Source organism: Kribbella pratensis (assembly GCF_004365355.1).
Taxonomy (GTDB): Bacteria; Actinomycetota; Actinomycetes; order Propionibacteriales; family Kribbellaceae; genus Kribbella.
Genome location: NZ_SODP01000002.1, coordinates 1,018,271 through 1,041,661, shown reverse-complemented (window position 1 = coordinate 1,041,661; position 23,391 = coordinate 1,018,271). Strand labels below are relative to the sequence as shown.

At 67.8% G+C, this 23,391-nt stretch carries 19 protein-coding genes; 11 read left to right on the top strand and 8 right to left on the bottom strand.

The window, feature by feature from the left end; genetic code table 11:
* Positions 1-151: 151 nt before the first annotated feature.
* Positions 152-1,072 (top strand): ABC transporter ATP-binding protein, encoded by a 921-nt coding sequence (locus EV653_RS21635; protein ID WP_134105539.1) that lies wholly within the window; start codon positions 152-154, stop codon positions 1,070-1,072.
* Complete coding sequence (locus EV653_RS21630; protein WP_134105538.1) at positions 1,072-2,061, top strand: ABC transporter permease subunit; 990 nt, start codon at positions 1,072-1,074, stop codon at positions 2,059-2,061. Before EV653_RS21635 ends, EV653_RS21630 begins: the two co-directional genes overlap by 1 nt.
* On the opposite strand, the gene EV653_RS21625 is transcribed toward EV653_RS21630, so the two are convergent.
* A complete protein-coding gene (locus EV653_RS21625) occupies positions 2,054-4,531 on the bottom strand; it encodes a YfhO family protein (protein WP_238159943.1) in 2,478 nt (825 codons plus the stop codon). The genes EV653_RS21630 and EV653_RS21625 overlap by 8 nt on opposite strands.
* A 66-nt stretch (positions 4,532-4,597) precedes the next feature.
* On the opposite strand from EV653_RS21625, the gene EV653_RS21620 reads away from it, so the two are divergent.
* Positions 4,598-5,590: a glycosyltransferase family 2 protein gene (locus EV653_RS21620; RefSeq protein WP_134105536.1), complete on the top strand. Its 993-nt coding sequence runs from the start codon at positions 4,598-4,600 to the stop codon at positions 5,588-5,590.
* A gap of 20 nt (positions 5,591-5,610) precedes the next feature.
* Here the strand turns inward: EV653_RS21620 and EV653_RS21615 are convergent, their stop codons facing one another.
* Entirely contained in the window at positions 5,611-6,690 is a 1,080-nt protein-coding gene (locus EV653_RS21615) for an ABC transporter ATP-binding protein (RefSeq protein ID WP_134105535.1), read from the bottom strand.
* Positions 6,691-6,913: 223 nt separating this feature from the next.
* On the opposite strand from EV653_RS21615, the gene EV653_RS21610 reads away from it, so the two are divergent.
* Complete coding sequence (locus EV653_RS21610) at positions 6,914-7,933, top strand: LacI family DNA-binding transcriptional regulator (protein WP_134105534.1); 1,020 nt, start codon at positions 6,914-6,916, stop codon at positions 7,931-7,933.
* A 121-nt stretch (positions 7,934-8,054) separates the two neighbouring features.
* On the opposite strand, the gene snpA is transcribed toward EV653_RS21610, so the two are convergent.
* Together snpA and EV653_RS21600 are read right to left on the bottom strand one after the other, a co-directional pair.
* A complete protein-coding gene (gene snpA / locus EV653_RS21605; RefSeq protein WP_166679508.1) occupies positions 8,055-8,747 on the bottom strand; it encodes a snapalysin in 693 nt (230 codons plus the stop codon).
* 171 nt (positions 8,748-8,918) lie between these two features.
* A complete protein-coding gene (locus EV653_RS21600; RefSeq protein WP_238159942.1) occupies positions 8,919-9,803 on the bottom strand; it encodes an alpha/beta fold hydrolase in 885 nt (294 codons plus the stop codon).
* A gap of 52 nt (positions 9,804-9,855) precedes the next feature.
* Between EV653_RS21600 and EV653_RS21595 the strand changes: the two genes are divergently transcribed.
* The gene (locus tag EV653_RS21595; protein WP_134105532.1) at positions 9,856-10,440 is read left to right on the top strand and encodes a TetR/AcrR family transcriptional regulator; all 585 of its coding nucleotides are present in this window, start codon (positions 9,856-9,858) and stop codon (positions 10,438-10,440) included.
* Positions 10,441-10,497: 57 nt separating this feature from the next.
* Here the strand turns inward: EV653_RS21595 and soxR are convergent, their stop codons facing one another.
* Positions 10,498-10,974 carry a redox-sensitive transcriptional activator SoxR gene (gene soxR, locus EV653_RS21590; RefSeq protein ID WP_134105531.1) on the bottom strand — a complete coding sequence of 159 codons (477 nt, stop codon included), beginning with the start codon at positions 10,972-10,974 and terminating at the stop codon, positions 10,498-10,500.
* A gap of 387 nt (positions 10,975-11,361) precedes the next feature.
* Between soxR and EV653_RS21585 the strand changes: the two genes are divergently transcribed.
* Positions 11,362-13,305 (top strand): DEAD/DEAH box helicase, encoded by a 1,944-nt coding sequence (locus EV653_RS21585; protein WP_134105530.1) that lies wholly within the window; start codon positions 11,362-11,364, stop codon positions 13,303-13,305.
* 67 nt (positions 13,306-13,372) lie between these two features.
* Here EV653_RS21585 and EV653_RS21580 read toward each other — a convergent pair whose 3' ends face one another.
* Positions 13,373-14,461 carry an aminotransferase class V-fold PLP-dependent enzyme gene (locus EV653_RS21580; protein ID WP_134105529.1) on the bottom strand — a complete coding sequence of 363 codons (1,089 nt, stop codon included), beginning with the start codon at positions 14,459-14,461 and terminating at the stop codon, positions 13,373-13,375.
* Between the two features lie 114 nt (positions 14,462-14,575).
* Here EV653_RS21580 and EV653_RS21575 point away from each other — a divergent pair, with 114 nt between their 5' ends.
* The 4 genes from EV653_RS21575 to EV653_RS21560 are packed head-to-tail and all read left to right on the top strand — an operon-like array spanning position 14,576 to position 20,977.
* A complete protein-coding gene (locus tag EV653_RS21575) occupies positions 14,576-17,728 on the top strand; it encodes a penicillin acylase family protein (protein ID WP_134105528.1) in 3,153 nt (1,050 codons plus the stop codon).
* 27 nt (positions 17,729-17,755) lie between these two features.
* Entirely contained in the window at positions 17,756-18,367 is a 612-nt protein-coding gene (locus tag EV653_RS21570) for a YbjQ family protein (RefSeq protein ID WP_134105527.1), read from the top strand.
* Positions 18,357-19,736 carry a GH1 family beta-glucosidase gene (locus EV653_RS21565; protein WP_134105526.1) on the top strand — a complete coding sequence of 460 codons (1,380 nt, stop codon included), beginning with the start codon at positions 18,357-18,359 and terminating at the stop codon, positions 19,734-19,736. The genes EV653_RS21570 and EV653_RS21565 overlap by 11 nt, the downstream gene beginning before the upstream one ends.
* Positions 19,733-20,977, top strand: a complete 1,245-nt coding sequence (locus EV653_RS21560; protein ID WP_134105525.1) for an MFS transporter — start codon at positions 19,733-19,735, stop codon at positions 20,975-20,977. The genes EV653_RS21565 and EV653_RS21560 overlap by 4 nt, the downstream gene beginning before the upstream one ends.
* Here EV653_RS21560 and EV653_RS21555 read toward each other — a convergent pair.
* Entirely contained in the window at positions 20,908-22,137 is a 1,230-nt protein-coding gene (locus EV653_RS21555) for a winged helix-turn-helix domain-containing protein (protein WP_238159941.1), read from the bottom strand. The genes EV653_RS21560 and EV653_RS21555 overlap by 70 nt on opposite strands.
* Before the next feature lie 135 nt (positions 22,138-22,272).
* Here EV653_RS21555 and EV653_RS21550 point away from each other — a divergent pair, with 135 nt between their 5' ends.
* Positions 22,273-22,707: a hypothetical protein gene (locus EV653_RS21550; RefSeq protein WP_134105523.1), complete on the top strand. Its 435-nt coding sequence runs from the start codon at positions 22,273-22,275 to the stop codon at positions 22,705-22,707.
* On the opposite strand, the gene EV653_RS21545 is transcribed toward EV653_RS21550, so the two are convergent.
* Positions 22,704-23,312 carry a VC0807 family protein gene (locus EV653_RS21545; RefSeq protein ID WP_134105522.1) on the bottom strand — a complete coding sequence of 203 codons (609 nt, stop codon included), beginning with the start codon at positions 23,310-23,312 and terminating at the stop codon, positions 22,704-22,706. The genes EV653_RS21550 and EV653_RS21545 overlap by 4 nt on opposite strands.
* Between the last annotated feature and the right edge of the window lie 79 nt (positions 23,313-23,391).

The following is a 23,391-nucleotide window of genomic DNA, read 5'->3' as shown; positions in this document are numbered from 1 at the left end:
GGTAGCCAGAGGGTGGGTGGGAGCGCGCGGAGCGGGTGCGCCGAGCAGCGTAGCGACGAGGAAAGCGCCTGCGTAGCGCGCGTAGGGCACTCACCTGAGCACGAACAAAGCTGTCAGGCTGTGCGTCTGCTGACTGACGAGAGGGGCGTGGATGTCCGACGTGGCCATCAGTACGCGTGGGTTGCGTAAGACGTATCGGACCAGGCGGGGGCGCAAGGTGGTTGCGGTGCATGGGCTCGATCTCGACGTACCGACCGGTGGGGTGCACGGATTCCTGGGGCCGAATGGTTCGGGGAAGACGACCTCCATCCGTATGCTTCTCGGGCTCGTTCGTTCGGATGCGGGCACGATGACGGTGTTCGGCAAGACGGTGCCGGCGCAACTGCCTGAGGTGGTCGGCCGGGTCGGTGCGATCGTGGAGTCGCCGAAGTTCTTCCCGGCGTTCACCGGCCGGAAGAACCTCGAGCTGCTCGCGGAGGCGATCGGTGCTCCGAGAACGCGCGTCAGCGAAGTACTCGAGCAGACCTCACTGGGTGAGCGCGGCAACGACCGTTTCCGCTCGTACTCGCTCGGTATGAAGCAGCGCCTCGCGATCGCCGCCACGCTGCTGAAACAGCCCGACCTGCTGATCTTCGACGAGCCGACCAACGGTCTCGACCCCGCGGGTATCCGGGAGATCCGCGAGACCATGCGCGGCCTCGGCGATCAGGGTAAGACCGTCCTCGTCAGCAGCCACATCCTGGCCGAGGTCGAGCAAGTCGCCGACACCGTCTCGATCATCGGCCACGGCCGGCTCCTGGCCGCAGGAACAGTTGCCGAGGTCATCGGCGGTAGTACGACGCCGACGGTTAAGGTTGCTATAGGCAACCATGAGACCGCGGCCCGCATACTGACCGCTGCCGGCATGACCGTGCGGACCGACGGCAAGTACCTGCTCGTCGAGGGTGCGCCCGACCCAGCTGACGTGACCCGCCGTCTCGCGCATCAGGAGTTGTACGTGTCGGAGCTGGTTCCGGTCCGCGCCGACCTGGAATCCGTCTTCCTCGAGCTGACCGAGGGCGAGGGGCTGTGATGATCCGACTCACCAAGGTCGAACTCCGCCGCCTGACCGCTCGTCGGCTCACGTTGATCGGCGTCGCAGGACTCTTCTTGATTACCGCGCTGCTGCTGGTAGCGACCTGGTTCGACGCGCGACCGCTCTCCGCGGCGGAACAGCAGCAGGCCGAGCGCCAGTTCCAGTTGGCCCATAAGGACTGGGTCGACAACGCGGCCGAGAACCGCGCGCAATGCGAGGCGGACTGGAAGACGCAGCCTGACCCGAAGCCGACGGTCGACGACATGTGTTCCTACCCGGAGCCCAAGCTGGAGGACTTCGGCAAGCCGCCGACCGTGTTCGCCCAGGTCATGCCCGGTCTGCTGCAAGGTTCGTCGTACATCCTGGCCTTCGCCGCGTTCCTGATCGGGGCCGGCTTCGTCGGCGCCGAGTTCAGTTCCGGTGCCATCGGCAACTGGTTGACGTTCGAACCGCGCCGGCTCCGGGTCTACGGCAGCAAGCTGCTCGCGGCCGCGACCGGCTTCGTGCCGATCGCCGCGGTAGTGCTCGCGATCGTGCTGCTCGGCACGTTCCTGATCGTCGACCACCCCGGTGACACCGCCGGCACAACACGAAAGACCTGGGGAGATCTCAGCGCGATCGGCGGCCGCGCCGTGCTGACGACCGCGCTGGCGGCGGCTCTCGGCTCCGTCGTCGGCCTGCTGCTCCGACACACGGCGGCCGCGATCGGCCTGGTGATGGCGTACCTGGTCCTGGCCGAGGGCGTGTTCGCCGCGTTCCTGGAGAAGGCTCAGCCGTGGCTCGTGAAGGTCAACTTCGACGCCTTCGTCCGTCACGACGCGCAGTACTACGTCACCCAATGCAAGACTGGGAGCGACGGCAGCTACGTCTGCGACTACGTCCCGAAGACGCTGTCGTTCGAGCACGGTGCCTGGTACCTGGCGATCCTTGCCGTCCTCGCGATCGTGCTCGGCGGATGGGTTTTTCACCGCCGCGACGTCAACTAGCGGCGCGTCGCCGTCGTCGTAGTGTGCCGAGGAGCACGATCCCGAGTGTGAGTACGGCGGCGGCCCCGCCGATCGCCAGTCCACGACGCAGCCCGGGCGGTACAAAGGTGCAGTCGATCCGGTCCGCGCTACCCGTCAACGGAACAGCAATGAGTCCGCCGTAATCCCGCGGCACCTGAGCCTTGCCTCCGCCGACCGAGCACATCCACCCGTCGATCTTCGGTACGGCGACCACGGCGTACCCCGTGCTGCCGGGCCGCAGCGTCGCGTGCAGCGAATGACCGCCGGCCTTCACATCGGTCGCTCCGCTCGCCCGTAGCCGCCGGATCGCCTTCGCCAGCTCTTGCTCGTTGAGGCATCCGATTGCGCTGGACGGCGGGATGCCCTGCGGGTCGTCACCGAAGTTGAGCTCGATCAGCACCACGCCGGTCTTCGGCACCGAGCCGAGGGAGACCATCGCGCTGCTCGTGTTGATCCCCGGCCGCCGTGTCGCGCTCAGCTCGTGCCACTGCCCGTCAGCCAGCCGGGCCCGTCCGCCGACCCGCGGCATGAACAGGTACACCGACGTACCGGGAGTGCAGGCCCCGACCAGCTTGACGTCACCGGTCTCGAGCCGCGTCCCCTTGTACTTCGGGACTTCGTACACCGTGCTCCCGAGCAGCCGTTCCTGGATCGCATACGCGTTCGGCGCATTGGTGTCGACGTCGGGCGTCGCTCCGAGCCGTCGCCGTACCGTCACGAGCGGCGGCGCATCGGACCGGGTGATGCTCGGTTGCCCGGTGCCGACGAGCCGCATCCGCGCGCCGACCGAGAAGATCGCGTCGGTGACCGGGTTGTCGAGAGTGCGCGACGCGCGACCGTACCCGGACCAGCCGAAACCGAGACCGGTCAGCGTCTCGTTCACCGACTCCGGCAACAGGCTGCTGTACAGGCCGGCGCCCTGCCCGCCGAGCAGGATCGGGTCGTTCGGGGTGATCGACGTACCCGGCTCGGTCCTGTAGTTCGGCCACGCGCCCAACGCCCGGAGCGCGTCGTACCGCGCTGTCTGCTTGTCGTCCCACGCCGCGGCCGACGCGCCGAGCACCCGTCCGCGCTGCTCGTCGGTGACCACCGCGGTCCACGTGGTCTCCACCGCCACAACCACCAGCAGTACGCCGAATGCCGCCGCCACCGGCCACTTGACCCGCCGGGTGTTCGTGAACCGGCGCAGCGTCCAAATGGTGCCGAAGACAACCAAAGTCGCGACTCCGGACCCGATCAGCACGAACAACCAATGCCTGGTCAGCAACGGGCTGTCGTCGGACAGTACGGCGATCAGCGCGAGCAACGCACCGCCGCCGAGCAGCGCGATCGGGCCCGGCAGTTTGTGCGAGACCGAGATCCACGCGAGCACCACGATCACGCCGCAGAGCACGAACGCCTCGCGGTACTGGCTGCCGTTCGGGGTGTCGAACGCGTGCCAGAACTCCTGTGTGGGCGGCCACCTGAACGACAACGCGATCAGGACGGTCGTGATCACCCAGACGAGCTTGGTCAGCCATGGCACGAACTTGTTGAACGGCATCGTCAGTGCGAGTAGGAGCGCAACGGTTCCGACGTACAGGCTCGCCGTCCGGCCGACGCCCTCGGACAGCGGCAACAGCCGGGACAGGAAGATGTCCAGCGCGGACGGGTGGAAGATCCCGGACGGTGACGGCGTTGCGGCGCGGTTGGTCATGACGATCGGTAGCAGGATGGGCGCGACCAAGGCTATGCCGAGCACGAACGAGATGCCGTGCCGCAGGATCGCCCGCAGCCGCAGTGACCAGCTGAGATCGCTGGTGAGCAGCCGGGCGAGCAGGTAGATCCCACCCGCGATCGTTGCCATGTAGGCGGTGTAGAAGTTGGACAGCCAGAACAGGCCGACCACCAACACACTGAGCAGCCGGTTGGTCCGGCGCAGTGACCACTCCGCGACCATGAAGAACATCGGCAGGGCGATCAGGCCGTCCAGCCACATCGGCACGTACGATCCGTCGTCGAGCGCCCAGCCGCAGACGCCGTACGAAACGCCCAGCATTGCGGCAACCCAGCGGGGGCCTGGACGCATCTTCATCAGTAGGGCCGCCATCGCGGCCGCGGCCAGGCTCAGCTTCAGGGTGGTGATGACGTAGACGGCCAGGTCGATCTGATGGCGGGGGAACAACCCCACGAGCAGGGACAATGGGCTGCCGAGATCGACCCCGAGGTCGGCCAGGAAGCCGACCCCGAACGCGCTCTGCCAGTTGAACAGCAGGTCACCCTGGGCCCGGCCGTGCAGGATGTCCCACAGGTGGGCGAAGAAGGGGACGTACTGCGTGCCAAGATCGTTGGTACTGCGCGACAGCGAACCGAAGGGATAGGTACCGCGGATGATGCCGGAGGTGGCGAACACCGCCGCCACGACGACGAAGGCGACGACGGCGGGCAGCAACGCCGAACGTCGCCGCACTACCTTTGGTGATTCGCCGTCCGCTGAGGCCACCGACTGTTCCCCTGCCCTTTCTGGAAGTTACGCATGAGCCCGACAACGCGCCTGAGCCTAGTGGTGCCGTGTTACAACGAGGTCGAGGTGGTCAACCGGTTCCACGAGGCGCTCAGCCGCGAACTGTCTGCCTCCGGCCGGCCGTACGAGATCGTGTACGTGGACGACGGCAGTAGTGATGGGACGCTTGACGCCCTCGTCGGGTTGGCAGCCGCCGACGAGTCGGTCCGTTATCTGTCCTTCAGCCGCAACTTCGGCAAGGAGTCCGCGATGCTGGCCGGCCTGCGGTACGCCACCGGCGACGCGGTCGTGATCATGGACGCCGACCTGCAGCACCCGCCGGAACTGATCGGCCGGATGCTGGCGGAGTACGAGCGCGGTTTCGACCAGGTCATCGCCCGGCGGAACCGCACCGGCGACCCGGCCACCCGGACGTTCCTGGCGCGGGCGTACTACTGGCTGATCAACAAATGGGCCGATGTCGAGCTGACGGACGGGGTCGGCGACTTCCGGCTGCTGTCGCGGCGCGCCGTCGACGGGCTGCTCGAGCTCAACGAGTACAACCGTTTCTCGAAAGGGCTGTTCGCCTGGATCGGGTTCGAGTCGATCCTGTTCGAGTACGACAACGTGAAGGCGGCGCCGGACCGGAAGAGCCGCTGGACGTTCCGGCGACTGCTCGAGTACGGGCTCGACGGGCTGCTGTCGTTCAACAACAAGCCGCTGCGGATGGCGATCTACGTCGGCCTGCTGCTGACCGCGGTCGCTGCCGGATACGCGATCTGGGTGCTCGTGGCCGCGCTTCTGCACGGGGTCGACATGCCGGGGTACGTGACGCTGATCGCGGCGATCACCGGGCTCGGCGGCCTGCAGATGGTGATGCTCGGTGTGATCGGCGAGTACATCGGCCGGATCTACTACGAGGCCAAGAAACGCCCGCACTACCTGCTCAAGCAGACCAACATGAACCCGGTCGACCGGCTGGACAAACCACCGGCCCCGGGCGGACGAACCACCCGGGGCCGGTAGGCGAAAACTCCTGCTGACGATCAGGCCGTGAGCCGCTCGTCGGTGGAGGTGGAGAACAGGTGCAGCTTCTCCGGAACCGCCGCGAGGCGGATGGTGGAGCCCTTCTCGACCGGCATCCGGGCGTCGATGCGAGCAACGATCTGCTGGTGCTCGCCGGAGTGCTCCGCGGTGCCGTACAGGTACGCGTCGGCGCCGAGCTCCTCGACCACGGCGACCTTCACCGGCAGACCCTCGTCGGCGACCTTGAAGGCCTCCGGGCGAACGCCCACGGTCAGGGTCTTGTCGCTACCGGCCTTGGCCAGCACCGAGCGGTCGATCGGGATGGTGTAGTCGCCGAGCTTCGCGCCGCCGTCGGTGATGTCGGCGGTCAGCAGGTTCATCGCCGGGGAACCGATGAAGCCCGCGACGAACTTGTTCTTCGGGTTGTCGTACAGGTTCAGCGGGGTGTCGACCTGCTGGAGCAGACCGTCCTTGAGGACGGCCACCCGGTCGCCCATCGTCATGGCCTCGACCTGGTCGTGCGTGACGTACACGGTCGTGACACCGAGACGCTGCTGCAGCTCGGCGATCTGCGTACGGGTCTGCACCCGCAGCTTGGCGTCGAGGTTCGACAGCGGCTCGTCCATCAGGAAGACCTGCGGGTTACGCACGATCGCGCGACCCATGGCGACACGCTGACGCTGACCACCGGAGAGGGCCTTCGGCTTGCGCTCCAGGTACTCCTCCAGGCCGAGCAGCTTGGCGGCCTCCATCACGCGCTTGGCGCGGTCCTCCTTGGACACACCCTGCATCTTCAGCGCGAAGCCCATGTTGTCGGCGACCGACATGTGCGGGTACAGCGCGTAGTTCTGGAACACCATCGCGATGTCCCGCTCCTTCGGCGGACGGTGCGTGACGTCGCGGTCGCCGATGTAGATCGAACCCTCGTTGACCTCTTCGAGGCCGGCGAGCATCCGGAGCGAGGTGGACTTACCACAACCCGACGGGCCGACGAGCACCATGAACTCGCCGTCCTCGATCTCGAGGTTGAGCTTGTCGACGGCCGGCGTGTCAGAACCGGGGTAGATCCGGGTCGCCGCCTTGAACGAAACAGTAGCCATGACGATTTCTTCCCTTCACCGGCAGGAACGTGCCGGACGATCCGAGTAAAGGCACCCCCGAGGCGGGGGAGTCCGCCTATCCTCGCCTGGCCCGCTCGTCCTGACAAGGTATGCGGCGTGTGACGTGTCCATTCTGTTCACGTTGTGGACATCCGTGCGCAGTCTGCAAGTTCTTGCAGGATCTTGCTGAAATGTCAGGTGTGAGCTGGGTACAGTGCCCGGCGTGAGCAGCAGAGCACGGCTCGCGGATATCGCGGCCAAGGCGGGGGTCAGTGAGGCCACGGTCTCGCGGGTACTGAACGGCAAGCCGGGGGTGGCGGACGAGACCAAACAGTCCGTCCTGACCGCACTCGACGTACTCGGGTTCGAACGGCCGACTCGGTTGCGGCGGCGGTCGGCCGGGCTGATCGGGCTGGTGATGCCGGAGCTAATCAACCCGATCTTCCCGGCGTTCGCCCAGGTGATCGAGTCCGCGCTGTCGCAGCGCGGCTTCACCCCGGTGCTCTGCACGCAGTCACCCTCCGGAGCCACGGAGGAGGAGTACGTCGAGATGCTGCTCGAGCGCGGCGTCTCCGGAATCATCTTCGTCTCCGGCCTGCACGCCGACACCGGCGCGGATCACGCCCGGTACCAGGCGCTGGTGGACCGGCGGCTGCCGGTGGTGTTCGTGAACGGCTGGCTGCCGTCGGTCGAGGCGCCGTTCGTGTCGTCGGACGAGTACGCCGCGATGGAGCTGGCGGTCGCGCACCTCGTTGCCCTCGGCCACCGCCGGATCGGGTTCGCATCCGGGCCGGAGCGGTTCATCGTCGTCCAGCGGAAACTCACCGGGTACCGGACCTCGATGAAGGCGCAGCTGGGGGTGTCGGACGAGGACATCGATCCGATGGTCGCGCTGAGCATGTTCGGGGTCGAGGGCGGTGAGGCCGCGGGCCGGCAGCTCCTCGATGCGCAGGTCACGGCGGTCGTCTGCGGCTCCGACATGATGGCTCTCGGTGTGATCCGTGCCGCCCGCCAGCGCGGCCTCGCCGTACCGGGCGACATCTCGGTGGTCGGCTACGACGACGCCCCGATGATGGAATTCACCGACCCCCCGATGACCACCATCCGCCAACCGGTCCAGGCGATGGGCCTGGCCGCCGTCCAGTCCCTCCTCGAAGAGGTCCGCGGCCACGCCACCCCCCACACGGAGTTCCTGTTCCGCCCCGAGTTGGTCGTCCGCGGCTCCACCGGCCCCCTCCGCTGACAGCACTTTGTGCACCCATCGACCATTTCCAGGGCGGAAAAGTGGTCGGTGGGTGCACAAAGAAGGGCTCCGGCCCGGAAACCGTCCCCTGCCGGGCGGTTCCGGGCCGGAGGTACGTGGGTTACTTGGAGGTGTGGAAGGCGGCCTTGGCTGCGTTGGCGAAGCCGTTGGCCCAGAGGTTGTTGACCTTGGAGCGCTCGGTGGCGTTCGGGTACGGGTTGGTGCAGGACGGGCCGGGGCCGCCGCCGGACATCAGTTCGGAGCACGGGCCGGAGTAGTGGTCGGGCAGACCGAGGACGTGGCCGGTCTCGTGGGCGACGATGCGGGTCTTGTCGTACTGCTGGGACTGGGCGTAGTCGATGAAGACGTAGCCGCTTCCGTGGCCGTCCGTGGAGGCGTACGAACCGCGCGGGTCGTTGCCCTCGGTGTAGTAGAAGTCGTAGTTGCTGCCCTCGACGAGCTTCACGTTGCTGACGCTCGAGTTCCAGATCGACGAGCTGGACGCGATCTGGGACGCGAAGGTCGGCGCGTCGACGGCGTACGTGACGGTCACGGCGGTGACCTTCTGGCCGGCCTTGGCCTGCTTGGCCATCTTGGCGCGGGCGGACTTCATCACGGCGTCGTAGAACGCCTTGGTGGCGGCTTCGTCCTGCGGGGAGCCGACGTATGCCGCCCGGGTGGCGGCGGTCGAGACGTGCGAGCTGTGCGAATCAGGGGCCGGCGCGGCAGTCGAGGGGGACGCTGCGAACGCGGGCACGGCCAGCGCGGCGGCGGCAAGCCCCGCGAGACTGGTCAGGATACGGCGATGCGACATGGAGGGCCTCACTCCGAATCGGTGGCGGATAGCGACGGGCGGATTACCGATCGCCACCATCGGATGCTCCCAAGCGCCCAGGAATTCCGCATCACATCGCAGAAAACCCAGGGGATAACCCGCGCATCACGCCTGCCGTTCTATGCCGGACATAACGGCCGGGTTATGGGTTTAGCAGTCGTACGCCGTGAGGAACGTCCGCAGGTCATCGGCGATCCGGTCGGGGTACTCGCCGTTGACCGCGTGCGACGCGTCCGGGTACAGCACCACCGTCTTCGTTCGGAGCGCGCGTTCCGCCGTACTGCGGGCCTTCGCCGGGTCGTGCATCACCGAGCGTCCGGCGATGATCGCGAGGACCGGCATCGGCAGAGCGGCCAGCTGTGCCTCGGTGATGCGGTGCGGCTGCGGCTGGCGGATCGTGTAGTTCTTCATGCCGGCCTCGATCATGTCGGCCACCGGTACCTGCTGGACCGGCTTCCCGCCGGCCGTGTACGAGTTGAAGCGGTCCCGCCAGGACCGCGGCAGCCACTTCACCGCAGCCGGCAACGACCTCAACACCGTGCCGAGCGGAATTCCGTCGTACACGTTGACCGCGTCCAGCGTTGTAACGGTCGCAACCCGCTCCGGACGCCGAACGGCGAGATTCATCGCAGTCCAGCCGCCAATAGACAGCCCGAGCAGGTTGAACCGCTGCTCGGCCAGGGCAGCCAGGGTCTGGTCGAGCCAGGCCGCCTTGTCCTCGTCGGAGGTGATCGGCTTGCTCTGGATGCTCATCCCGGGCTCGCCGAGCAGGTCGATCGCGTAGACCTCGGCGATCGCGAGCAAGGACTTCAGGTTGTCGCCCCACACCGGCGTCCCGGATGAGGTGCCGGGAAGTAGCACGAGCGGGTCCAGACCGCTCTTGGCGCCGGCGTACCGGTACACGCGGACGAGCCCGTACTCCGTGCGGATGTCGCGGACCTCGGTCGGGGCGGGGAGGTCCCGCATTGCGGCGTCGTACTTGTCGCGATAGTCCTCGCGTCCAGCATCGCTCCGCCAGGTGCCGATCCTTGGCATGACCTCTCCTAACCGATCGGTAGGTGATCCCACCATACGGTAGGTTGAGGTCATGCCTTCAGCGCGTGGCCGGAACCTCACGTTCACCGAGCAGGCGCGGCGGGTGCAGCTGATCGACGTCACGATCGAGCTGGTCGCCGAGCGTGGGTACGCGACGGCGTCGCTCGGCCGGATCGCCGAGAGTGCCGGGATCACGAAGGCGGGAGTGCTGTATCACTTCCCGTCGAAACAGGCTCTGGTCGAGGCTGCGCACGAGCACGTGCTGTCCGCGCTGGTGATGACGGTCGGCGCGGCCGTCGAAGCGGCGGGGCCGGCCGAGGGTCCGGCGGCGTACATCCGGTCGATGGTGGGGCACCTTCGAGATCGCCCGCGGCACGTGCGAATGCTGATCGAGGCGATCACGTCCGGTGCGTCGTTGACCGACTCGAAGGCGCGCTGGTCAGTGGTCGCGGAGTTGGTGTCCGCTGCGCGCGCTGCCCGGGGGCTGACTGGTGTGGCGGATGTGCGGTCGGCCGCGCTGGTGATCGGCGGTGGCATCGACGCGATCGTGTCGGAGTCGCTCGCCGACCCGGAGTACGACGCTGCGGCCGCGGCTGAACTGCTCGTCCACGTGGTCGAGCGCGGCCTACTGTCGTAGCGCGCCCGGTGGTCCTGGCCGACCGGCTGCTCCAGTGTTGGTCAGGTCCAGCGGTGGTCAGGCCTCGCCGGGGATGCCGACGTTGAGGAGGCGGGCGCCGGGGCCACGGGTGGCCAGGCGGTCCTCCTTGTTGTAGAGGTTGCAGCGCTGGAGGCTGAGGCAGCCGCAGCCGATACAGCTGTCGAGGTCGTCGCGGAGCCGCTCGAGCTCGGCGATGCGCTCGTCGAGGCGGTTGCGCCACGTCTTCGACAGCTTGCTCCAGTCGGCGCGGGTCGGCGTCCGGTCCTCGGGGAGCGAATCCAGCGCGTTCTTGATCTCCGCGAGCGCGAGTCCGACCCGCTGGGCCGCCTGCACGAACGCGATCCGCCGCAGCGTGCTCCGCTGGTACTGACGCTGGTTGCCGGCCGTACGCCGGGACGCGATCAGGCCCTGGTCCTCGTAGAACCGTAACGCCGACGCCGCCACCCCGGACCGATGTGCGATCTCCCCGATCGAGAGCCAGTGCTCCTTGCTGGGGACGTTCTCCTCCGCCATATCGCCACCCTAGGACGGCGTTCCAAGAACTCAAGCTGGCTTGAACTCTGCGAGGCGGCATGCCGAGCGGAATGCCGGGTGGATGCCGGGAGCACCAGTCGGGTGGGTGGTCTGGTCATCGGCAGCATGGTCAGGGCTGCCGTCACGATCGGTTATACTTTTCTGGTGTCGGTGCGCGCGTCGCGTCACCAGAGATGTTCCCAGGCGCTCCGACCCGTCGGTTTCAGCATCCGCTGAGAGTCCGGCGACATGGGTGCAACGCGATAGCACCCGCAGGTCGATGCCCGTCTCCTGCTGAGCACGTTGTCCGGTCCCGTTTTCGTGACCGGACCTTCGTTGCGGCTGCGATCCGGCGCCATTCGTCCGTGAAACTGAGAGAGAGTTTGCGTGACCCAGCACCACCAGCAGGACGAGTCCGCCGACGGGCGGGCCAAGAAGCCCCGACACAAGAAGTACCAGAACCAGTCGTACGGCGAGCGCCTCGCCGCGAACGCCGCGTACGACGCACCGCGCGAGGACCGCAAGCCGGTGAAGGGCTACCGCTCCGAGGAGCCCCGCCCGGACCGCGGCCAGCGCAGCTATGACCGCGCCGACGACCGTGGCCGCGACGACCGCAGCCGTGACGAGCGCCCGCGCTACGAGAACCGCAACCGCGACGACCGTCCGGCACCGCGTCGTGACGACCGCCCGCAGTACAACCGCGACGACCGCCCGCGCTACAACCGTGACGACCGGCCGCAGTACAACCGTGGCGACAAGCCGCAGTACAACCGCCCCGAGCGCACCGACCGCCGCGACGACCGTGGCGACCGGCCGCAGTACCGGCGCGACGACAAGCCGCGGTTCGACCGCGACGAGCGTCCCCGGTTCGAGCGCAGCGAGCGTCCGTCGTACCAGCGCGACGACCGTTCGTCGTACCGCCGGGACGACAAGCCGTTCGTCCGGCGTCCGTCGCAGGAGGCTCGCCGCGAGGAGCAGGGCCCCCGCGAGGAGCCGGTCGTCGACCTCGGCACTGTTGCCGATGACAACCAGTTCGCCGCGCTCGGTCTCGCACCGCGGCTCGTGCAGCGGCTGGCCCGCGACGGCATCACCGCGCCGTTCCCGATCCAGGCCGCGACCATCCCGGACGCACTGGCCGGCAAGGACGTGCTCGGCCGCGGTCAGACCGGTTCCGGCAAGACCCTCGGCTTCGGGCTCCCGACGCTGATGCGTCTGGCCGGCGGCCACACCGAGTCGCGCCGCCCGCGCGGGATGATCCTGGTCCCGACCCGTGAGCTCGCGATGCAGGTGCACGATGCCCTCGAGCCGCTCGCGCACGTGATAAACGTGTCGCTCAAGCTGATCGCCGGCGGTCTTCCGTACCCGAAGCAGATCGACGCGCTCCGTCGTGGTGTCGACCTGCTGATCGCCACCCCGGGCCGCCTGATCGACCTGTGCGAGCAGGGTGCGGCCGACCTGGGTGCCGTGGAGGTTGCGGTCCTCGACGAGGCCGACCACATGTGCGACATGGGCTTCATGCCGGCGGTCACCACGCTGCTCGACATGACGCCGCCGGAGGGCCAGCGCCTGCTGTTCTCGGCGACGCTGGACAACGACGTCGACAAGATCGTGAAGACCTACTTGAAGGACCCGGTGCAGCACTCGACCGAGTCCGGTCAGGCCTCGGTGAGCACGATGGAGCACCACCTGCTGGTGATCGAGCCGGGTCACAAGCAGTCGCTGACCGCCGAGCTCGCCAGCCGTGACGGCCGGACCATCGTGTTCGTCCGGACAAAGCTGGGCGCCGACCGCATCGCCACCCAGCTGCGCGACCGTGGCGTGATGGCCGCGGCGCTGCACGGCGGCCTGACCCAGGGTGTCCGGAACCGGACGCTGGACCAGTTCAAGGACGGTTCGGTACCGGTGCTCGTGGCAACGGATGTCGCGGCCCGTGGCATCCACGTCGACGACGTCGGCCTGGTGGTTCAGGCTGACCCGCCGGCCGAGCACAAGGACTACCTGCACCGTGCCGGTCGTACGGCGCGGGCCGGCGGCAAGGGCGCCGTCGTCACGCTCGTCCTGCCGCACCAGCGGCGCGGCATGATCCGGATGGCCGAGACCGCCGGCGTCAAGGCCGAGCCGGTTCGCGCCCGTCCGGGTGACGAGCTGGTCACCGAGCTGACCGGCGGCACCAAGCCGTCCGGCTACCCGGTGAAGCTGCCGGCTCCGAAGCCGCAGCGGTTCGCCAAGGGCGGCAAGCGGTTCGGCGGCAGCAGCCGTCCGGGTCGCGGTCAGGGCGGCGGCAACGGCGGTCCCCGCCGCAGCGGCCCGCGCAAGTCCTACCAGCACTGACGCTGACACACGCAACGGTGGGCCGGTACAGGAAACCTGTGCCGGCCCACCGTTTGTCGTGTAAGGCTCAGGTCAGTATGGCCCACAGCCTGGCGAGGATCGCGTCGATCTCCTCGGCGGTGAGGGGGACGAGCTCCAGCATGAGTTCGCCTTCGGCCATCCGGTCGGTCATCACGTAGATGGACGGCGTACCCGCCTCGAGTTCGGTCGCGACGCGCTTCGCGTCCGCCACCTTGAGCAGGACCCGGGAGACCTGCAAACCGGTCGGGTCCTTGACCACCTCGGCGGTGACATCGGGGATCCGGGACGCCGCGGCAACGAACGCGTCGACCTTCGCGAGCTCGTCGGCCTCCCACTTCACCCGGTCGAACGCCTGCCACTCCTCGAGGGCCGCGAGTACGCCGATGATCGCTTCCTTCGTCGGCTTCATCACCCGCCCGATGCCCTTCTCCTGGGCCCGCAGTGCCTGCACCAGCGGCCAGCTCCCGGCGACGAGCCCCGCGGTCGGCGAGCCGAGGTACTTCTGCCCGCTGACCAGGACCAGATCCGCGCCGGTCGCCAGCAGGTCCGCGATCCGCGGGAACTGCGCGGCCGCATCGACGATCGCCGGTACGCCGCGACGGTGCGCGGCACGGACCGCGGCGACGAGGTCGATCGGTTCGCCGCGGGTCAGCCTCGATGCCACCAGCATCAGGCACGCCACATCCGGCCCGTCGAGCTCGTCCTCCAGCTCGGCGATCGTGCAACCGTCGTCGTCGCCGGCCAGGTCGACCTGGGCGCCGGCGAGCCGGATCCCTTGCAGATTGGTGTGTCCGTAGTCGACCACGTGACAAGCCGGCAAGACGACGCGGTTGTGCATATCCGTTGCATCCGGCAACGCCGCAGTACGCCGGGGGTCGCCACCGGTCATCGTGGCCGCGACCGCGAGGGTGATGCCGGCCGCGGTGCAGTGCACGACCGCACCGGCCTGGGCGCCGGTCACCTGTGCGATGGCCTCGCTGGCGCGGTCGCCGAGCTCGTCCATCACGAAGAACTCAGGCAACGCCTGTGCGACGGCCTCGGCCACCCCGTCGGAACTCCTGGACACCCCGAGCGGGGTGTAGGTCCCCTTGGCGTTGATCACCACACTCAAGCGGTAACGCTCATGAATGCTCATGGTGAAGCAGAGCGTAGTGGTCACAGACAGCAATTGGCGAGAGTCTGGACGTGAGTTCTTGACCTGATGCTACTGGTGAGTCATTCTCACTTTCACCGACCTGAGGAGGGAACCGTGCCCCGCCCCGCACTCCGAACCCGCCTTCGCATCACGATCGCCGCCGCCGCTGTAACCGCCGTCCTGGCGGCGCTGCCGGCACCGACCCAGGCAACCCGGCAGGCCGTTGCCGCGACCCCGGCAGATTATTGCCTCGAGCAATGTCGTGACATCCTTCCGCCGGGTCAGAACGGCAACGCGACCTTCACGGATCTCCTTGCTTTCAAGGCATTGGGCGTCAGGCCGGCGCACTTCAGCGACACGGTCAAGCCCTACCAGGACCTGGTCTGGAACTCGCAAGGCATCACCGACGACGGCCTCGCGCCGTACTACGACGACTCGTCGTTCGGCGTGAAACCGGACGACGTCGGGAGCACGATCCATCCGCGCAGCGACGTCACGATCGTGCGGGACAGGTCGCGCGGCATCCCGCACATCACCGGCACCACGCGGCTCGGCACGATGTTCGGCGCCGGGTACGCCGGGGCGCAGGACCGGCTGTTCGTGATGGACGTGTTCCGCCACCTCGGCCGCGGCCAGCTGACGCCGTTCGCGGGCGGTGCAGCGGCGAACCGCGAGTTCGAGCAGGAGTTCTGGCGCACCGCGCCGTACACCGAGGCTGATCTCCAGCGGGAGTTCGACGACGCCGACGACCTGTACGGCGCCGACGGCGTGAAGATGCAGCAGGACATCCAGGCCTGGGTCGACGGCGTGAACCACTACATCGACACGGTCGGCATCGCGTATCCCGGTGAGTACGTCGCCCTCGGTCTGCAGTGGCCCACCCCGCACTGGAAGGTGACGGATGTCGTCGCCACCGCCGCCGTTGTCGCAGGCATCTTCGGCACCGGCGGCGGCGCGGAGGTCACGTCCGCGCTCGCATTGCTTGAGGCACAAGTGAAGTACGGCGTTGCCCAGGGCACCAAAGTGTGGGAGTCCTTCCGCTCGCAGAACGATCCCGAGGCCAGTACGACGGTGCACAACGGCACCTCGTTCCCGTACGGCACGACCGGTCCGAACCCTGCCGGCCGCGCGATGCCGGACCGCGGCTCGGTCACCGCAGAGCCCGAGGTCATCGACCAGACCGCCAACAAGACGGCGGCCGCGAAACCGGCACCGAAGGGCTCGGACTCGTTGAAGGGGATCTTCGACGCCGGCCTGTTCCCGGAAGGCTTCGGCAAGAAGGGGATGTCGAACGCGCTGGTGGTCTCCGGTGCACACACGCAGAGCGGCAACCCGATCGCTGTCTACGGTCCGCAGACCGGGTACTTCGCGCCACAGTTGCTGATGCGCCAAGAGCTGCAAGGCCCGGGCGTCAGCTCGCGTGGCATCGCGTTCGCCGGCCTCAACTTCTACACGCTCATCGGCCGCGGCCCCGACTACTCGTGGAGCGCGACGTCCGCAGGGCAGGACATCACTGACACGTTCGCTGTACCGCTGTGCGAACCGAACGGCGGGACACCGACGAAGAACTCGCAGTACTACGAGTTCCGCGGGCAATGTGTTCCGATCGAGCGGCTCGAACGGCACAACGCGTGGTACGCCAGCCTCGGATCGTCCGAACCCGCGGGGTCGTACACATTGGTTGCCCTGCGCACCAAATACGGCATCGTCACGCACCGCGGGACGGTTGGTGGCAAGCCGGTGCTGTTCACCAAGAACCGATCGACGTACGGGAACGAGGCCGGGTCGGCGCTCGGGTTCATGCAGTTCAACGACCCCGACCGGATCCATTCGGCCGCCGACTTCCAGAGGGCGGCCGCGAACATCGGGTATACGTTCAACTGGTTCTACACCGACAAGGATTCGATCGCGTACTTCAACTCCGGCGACAACCCGGTCCGCGCGGCCGGCGCCGACCCGAACCTCCCGACCTGGAGTTCGTACGAGTGGCAGGGCTGGAACCCGGACACGAATCGCGCGACCTACACGCCGGCGGCGCAGCATCCGCAGGTGGTGAACCAGGACTACCTGACCAGCTGGAACAACAAACAAGCGCCCGGGTACTCCGCTTCGGACGGGCAATGGGGTTACAACGCGGTCTACCGCAGCCAGCCGCTCGACGACCGGATCAAGGCGGTCATCAACAACGGACAGAAGTTCACCCGCGCCAAGCTGGTCGAAGCCATGGAGGACGCGGCCACGGTCGACCTGCGTGGCGACCAGGTCCTGCCGTATCTGCTCAGAGTCCTGAAGTCCGCACCGATCACCGACCCGGCGGTCGCCGACGCCGTCGCCAAGCTGACCGCCTGGCAACAGGCCGGCGCCCACCGCAAGACACCCAACGCGTCGTCGAAGACCTACGACAACGCCGACGCCATCCGCATCCTCGATGCCTGGTGGCCGCTGCTCGTCCCCGCCGAGTTCAAGGACCTCGGACCGGATCTGTACGGCGCACTGGTCGCAAATCTCAAGATCGACGAGCGCCCCAGCGCCCAGGGTTCGTCGTTCCAGAGCGGCTGGTGGGGCTTCGTCCAGCGGGACCTGCGCAAGGTTCTCGGTGACCCGGTGAAGGCAGCTCAGCCGGTGACGTACTGCGGTAGCGGATCCCTGGCCGCCTGCCGCGCGACTCTGACGGAAACATTGCTGGCGGCAACCAAGGTGCCGGCCGCGACGACCTACCCGGCGACAGCGGACTGTGCCGCGGGCGACCAGTTGTGCGCGGACCAGATCGTGCATCAGCCGATGGGTGGCATCACCCAGGACCGGATCGCGTGGGTCAACCGGCCGACGTACCAGCAGGTCGTCGAGTTCCCGGCTCGGCGCGGCGACGACGTCACCAACCTGGCGGTCGGGAAGACCGCGACGGCGAGCAGTTACGAGACCGGGTGGTACAACTCGCCGCCGGCGCAGGCCGTCGACGGGAAGTCGGACACCCGGTGGGCGAGCGACTGGTCGGATCCGCAATGGCTGAAGGTTGACCTCGGCAACGAGCAGACGGTACGCCGGGTGGTGCTCGACTGGGAGGCGGCGTACGGGAAGTCGTACAAGGTCGAGGTCTCCCGGGACGGGGCGACGTGGCAACAGGTGTATGCGACGACGACCGGTGACGGAGGCGAGGACGTGGTGCGTTTCGTGCCGGTCCAGGCGAGATATGTCCGTGTCACCGGTACGCAGCGCGCGACCTCTTACGGGTATTCGCTGTACGAGTTCCAAGTGTTCAGATGGTGATGCCCCGAGGCCTGTCAGGATGAGGGCATGAACCAGAACTTTCCTCCGAACCAGCCGTTCCCGCCGCAGCCCGGCGACCAGCAGGGCCCTCCTCCGGGGTACCAGGGGCCGCCTCCGGGGTACCAGGGGCCGCCTCCGGGCTACCAGCAGGGGCCGCCGCCGCAGGGGTACGGGCAGCAGCCCGGGTACGGCCAGGCGCCGGGCAACTACCAGCCGGCCCAGCAGAGTGCGCCGCATGTCGCGCCGCAGGGTTCGCCGTACCCGGTGCTGGTCTCGACGATGAACGACCTGCCCGGGTACACCGCGGACAAGGTGTTCGGCGAGGTGTTCGGGCTGACCGTGCGGAGCCGCGACTTCGGGTCGAACTTCACCGCGAGCTTCCGTTCGCTGGGCGGTGGCGAGGTGCCGGAGTACACCCAGATGCTGGCCGAGTCGCGGCACGTCGCGGTGATGCGGATGTGCCAGATGGCGCAGCAGATGGGCGCGAACGCGATCCTCGCGATGCGGTTCGACTGCAACGAGATCGCCCAGACGATGAGCGAGGTCGCGGCGTACGGCACGGCCGTGATCGTGCACAAGGTCGAGCCGCCGCGGCCGCAGGACACCCAGCCTGACGAGGATGATGCGAATGACAGCTGAGCTTGTGTTTCCGCCCGGATTCCGCTGGGGGGTCTCGACGTCGGCGTACCAGATCGAGGGTGCTGTGGCCGAGGGCGGCCGCGGCCCCTCCACCTGGGACACGTTCTGCACCGAGCCCGGCAAGATCCTGAACGGCGACACCGGGGCAGTCGCGTGCGACCACTACCACCGGTACGCCGAGGACGTCGCGCTGATGCGGGAGCTCGGGGTGGACACCTACCGGTTCTCGTTCTCCTGGCCGCGCATCCAGCCGTCGGGTCGCGGGCCGGCCGTGGCGGCCGGATTGGATTTCTACGACCGGCTGATCGACACCTTGCTCGGCGCCGGGATCCAGCCGGCGCCGACGCTGTATCACTGGGACACCCCGCAGGCGCTCGAGGACGGCGGCGGCTGGTTGTCCCGCGACATCACCGACCGCTTCGCGGAGTACGCCGGGATTCTGGGCGCTCGGTTCGCGGATCGGGTGCCGCTGTGGATCACGATCAACGAGCCGATGGTGCTCACGCTGATGGGGTACTCGCTCGGCGCTCATGCGCCCGGGAAGGAGCTGTTGTTCGACGCTCTCCCGGTCGCGCATCATCAGCTGCTCGCGCACGGCCGCGCAGTACAGGCGCTGCGTGCGGCCGGTGCTACTCAGATCGGTATCGCCAGCAACCATGCGCCGACCTGGCCTGCGAGTGACAGTGCCGAGGACAAGGAAGCGGCCGCGCTGTACGACAACCTGATCAACTGGCTGTTCGCCGACCCGATCCTGCTCGGCGAGTACCCGAACGGCATGGGTGACGCGATGCCTGGCCCGGTCGCCGACGACCTGGCGGTCATCTCGACGCCGCTCGACTTCTTCGGCATCAACCACTACGCGCCGGTCTCGGTCGGCGCTGCCACCGGTCAGGCCGACACCGCGGCGACGGATGGGGTGCTGTTGCCGCCGGGGCTGCCGTTCGAGCCGCGGACACTGACCGGTTATCCGACCACGGACTTCGGCTGGCCGGTGGTGCCGGACGCGTTCGGCGAGATCCTGCGGATCTTCAAGGAGCGGTACGGCGACCGGCTGCCGCCGATCTACATCACCGAGAACGGCTGCGCGATCAACGACGAGCCCGTCGACGGGGTTGTGGACGATCAGCGACGGATCTCCTACCTGGACGGGTATCTGCGATCGCTCCGCGCGGCGATGGACGACGGCATCGACGTCCGCGGGTACTTCCAGTGGTCGCTGATGGACAACTTCGAGTGGGCCGCCGGGTACTCGCAACGGTTCGGCCTGGTGCATGTGGACTTCGAGACACAGGAACGTACGCCGAAGGCGTCGTACCACTGGATGCGCGAGCTGATCGCTCAGAGTCGTCAGGCACCGGGCCGGAAATGATTCCCGAGCCGGGGGTGGTGCCGTCCGCGCTGGCGGAGCCGACCGTCCGGGTGCGGCCGGGGTGGACGGCGGCCGTCGTCCTCGCGAACGTCGGGGTGTTCGCGGCCTGGCTCGGTCCGATCCAGGTGCTGCTCGCGAAGCAGTCGGAGTCGGTTGCTCCGGGCAACAAAGAGTTCGTGTTCGGGCTGGTGACCGGGGTCGGCGCGGCGGTGTCGGTGTTCGCGAACCCGGCGTTCGGCGCGATCTCCGACCGAACCACCTCACGCTTCGGCCGGCGGGTGCCTTGGGTGGTGGCCGGCGCGGTCGGCGGTGCGGTCGGGCTGGGGATCCTGGCCGGCGCCCACCTGATCGCGTTGATGCTGCTCGGTTGGTGCTTGATGCAACTGTTCGGCAACGCGCTGCTCGCCGCGGCAACGGCCGTCGTACCGGATCGCGTCCCGGTCCTCCAGCGCGGCGGCGTCGGCGGCTGGGTGGCGATCTCGCAGGTCTTGGGTGCACTGGTCGGTACTGCGCTTGCCGCAGCCTTCGACAGCTACGCGCTCGGGTATGCCGCGTGTGCGGCGTTCCTGTTGTTGTCGGTCGTGCCCTATGTGCTGCGCAGTCATGACGTCCAGTTGGTGGAGCGTCCGACGTTCGTACTGCGCGATTTCCTTCGCGGGTTCTGGATCAGCCCGCGACGGTACCCGGACTTCGGCTGGGCCTGGCTGACCCGATTCCTGTTCAACGTGGGCAATGCGCTCGGCACGCTGTACCTGTTCTACTACTTGCAGGACAAGGTCGGCGTCGACGATCCGGACACCGCCGTACTGATCCTGACCGCGATCTACAGCGTGTGCGTGCTGACGACCGCGATCACGTGCGGTCGCTGGTCGGACCGCTCCGAACGCCGCAAGGTCTTCGTCACCGCCTCCGGCTGGGTGATGGCCGTCGCGGGCGTCGTTCTCGCGGTCTGGCCGACCTGGGCGGGCGCGATCCTCGGCGCGATCATCCTCGGCATGGGGTTCGGCGTCTATCTTGCCGTCGACTTCGCCTTGCTCACGCAGGTGCTGCCGAGCGCCCAGGACCGGGCGAAGGACCTCGGTGTCATCAACATCGCGAACTCGCTCCCACAGGTCCTCGCACCCGCGATCGCGGCCCCGATCGTCAAACACCTGGGCGGCTACCCGGTGCTCTACCTTTTGGCGTCCGCGGTCACGGTCCTGGCCGGCGTACTCGTCACGCGGATCCGATCGGTCAACTGAGCAGCGAGCCGTCCGTCGGCTCGGACGTGGACGTGGTCGAGCGACAGCCAGTCGGCCATCAGGTGGAGTTCGTCCGCCAAGGGTTCGATGAAGTCGGGTGCGTCGGGCTCGGCGGTCAGGGTGGGGACGACGAGCGTGGACGTCTGGCGGTCTGCCTTGAGGTCGACACGGGCCACGAGCTGATCGCCCAGGAGGAACGGCAGGACGTAGTACCCGTGGATCCGTTGTGGGGCTGGGGTGTAGATGCTGATGCGGTAGAAGAAGTCGAACAGGAGGTGGGTGCGGTCGCGGTTCCAGATCAGGGGGTCGAAGGGGGAGAGGAGCGCTTGGGCGTCGATGGGGCGGTCCTTGGCCTCGTGCCAGCGGTAGCTCTGTCGGGTGACGCCTTCGACGCGGACGGGGATCAGTTCGCCGGCGTCGATCAGCTCGCCGATCACCTCGCGGGCGGTTGCTGTGGGCAATGGAAAGTGGGCCTGGCCGGAGTTGCCGCAGAGTTCTTTTGCGGTGGCGATTCCGAGGCCGCGGGCCGCGATCCGGACCAGCTCGCGGCGGCCCTCGGCGGCCGTGGGCTCGGGGGCGGCGAGTACCTCGGCGGGTAGGACGCGTTCGGTCAGGTCGTAGATCCGCTCGAAGTGCCGACGGCCGGCGATCGTCACCTGGCCCGTGCAGAACAGGTACTCGATCGCGATCTTCGCGTCCTGCCAGTTCCACATCCGCCCGGTGCCCGGGTCCGGATCCGGGTCGGTGCGCTTCCGGCGTACGCCGTCCGGGCTTGCCTCGCCCGCGGTCAACGGGCCCTTCTCGGTGATCATCCGCAGTACCTCGTCGACGTACCCGGGCCGCTCCGCGGTCAGCCGCCGCATCCCCGCCACGACCGACCATGGCGCGGTCACGTCCGGGCTCAGCTCTTCGTCCCACACCTGTCGCTCCGCCGCCCGCATCCGCCACCGCATCAACGGGTACGCCGTGAGCGGGATGAGCGCCGCCTTGTGCCCCCAGAAGTACTCGAACAACTCGCGGTCCTTGCCCCACGCCAGCTTGTCGAGGGTCGCCCGCGGATAGTTCCCCACCCGCGCGAACACCGGCAGGTAATGCGACCGAGTCAGCACATTCACCGAATCCAGCTGCAGCACACCGGCCCACCCGATCGCCTTCCGCACCGCCCGCACATCCCCCCGCTTCGGCCGCCCGCCCCCAAACCCCTGCGCCCCCAGAGCAATCCGCCGAGCAACCCCCACCGAAACCTCATCACCCACGGCCGCCATGAACCGAACCTATAGCGCGACACTGGCCACATGCAGTTCATCACGATCGGAAAGCCACCTGATTACCTCCGGCTGACCGCCGTACGCCAGCCGCCGGACGGCGCACCGGAGTTCGTGCCCAGGCACAGGCGCCGCTATCTGGACGCCGAACTCCGTGGCCGCGACGTGACCGCCAAGGTCAGGCTCGACTTATTCGATGAGTACGGCGGCCTGGTGCAGTTCCTCGACCAGGTCGCCGCGCACTGGCACGACATGGACAACTGGTCCATGGCGTGGGGACGGGGCAACCCACTCCGGCTCGAGGTCATCCGTGGACCTCGACCGGCGCTAGGACCGGACCACCTGATCGTCCACATCAAACTCCATCACGGCGGCCAGCGTTTCTGGACGCTCGAGACCTCCCTGATTCTCTCACCGGAGGAATTCGAGGCGATTGCTCGTGATGCGCACAGGTTGACCGACTAGCTCGGCTGCATCGCGCGGTGGCGGTGGTTGCGGTACCAGAGGGACCAGGTGGTGAGGGTTCCGAGGGCGGCGACGTGCATGAGTGGGGACAGGTTGGCCATTGTGTTGACGGGGAGGGTGTAGACGAGGACCAGTCGGATGATTGCGTCTGCGAGGAGTACTCCGCCGAAGACTGCGGTCAGGGTGGTGAAGTGTTTGCGGAACGGCGGCTGGGTGTGCCAGCGGTCGTCCCACTCTGCGAGGAGTTCCGGCTTGTTGGCGTTGGCTTTGCGGGCGATCGCGTAGACGAGCGGTCGGCCGTGCAGACATGAACCCAGCAGCAACAGCCCGGCCGTGCCCGACAGCACCGACTCCTTTGCGAGCAGGATCCGCGGATCCCCGGTCAGCAACGAGACGACGAGCAGCAGGGCGAACGTCCCGCCGACAAAGGCCGAGAGCGCGTTCAACTTGCGCTGTACGACGGCGATGACAGCGACCCGCAGCAGCGCGGCGCCGGCACCGGCGGCAAGGGCGGGGAGTACGTCGTACCCGAGGATGCGGCCGGCGTAGTAGACGACGAGCGGGAGACCGATGTCCCAGAGCAGACCGGCGAGGACCTTACGCATGAGGTGAACCCTTCTCTTAAGATACTGCTAGTAGCTTAAGAGCCGCAGATCCAGCCGGATTAGGCCGATTGTCATGGGA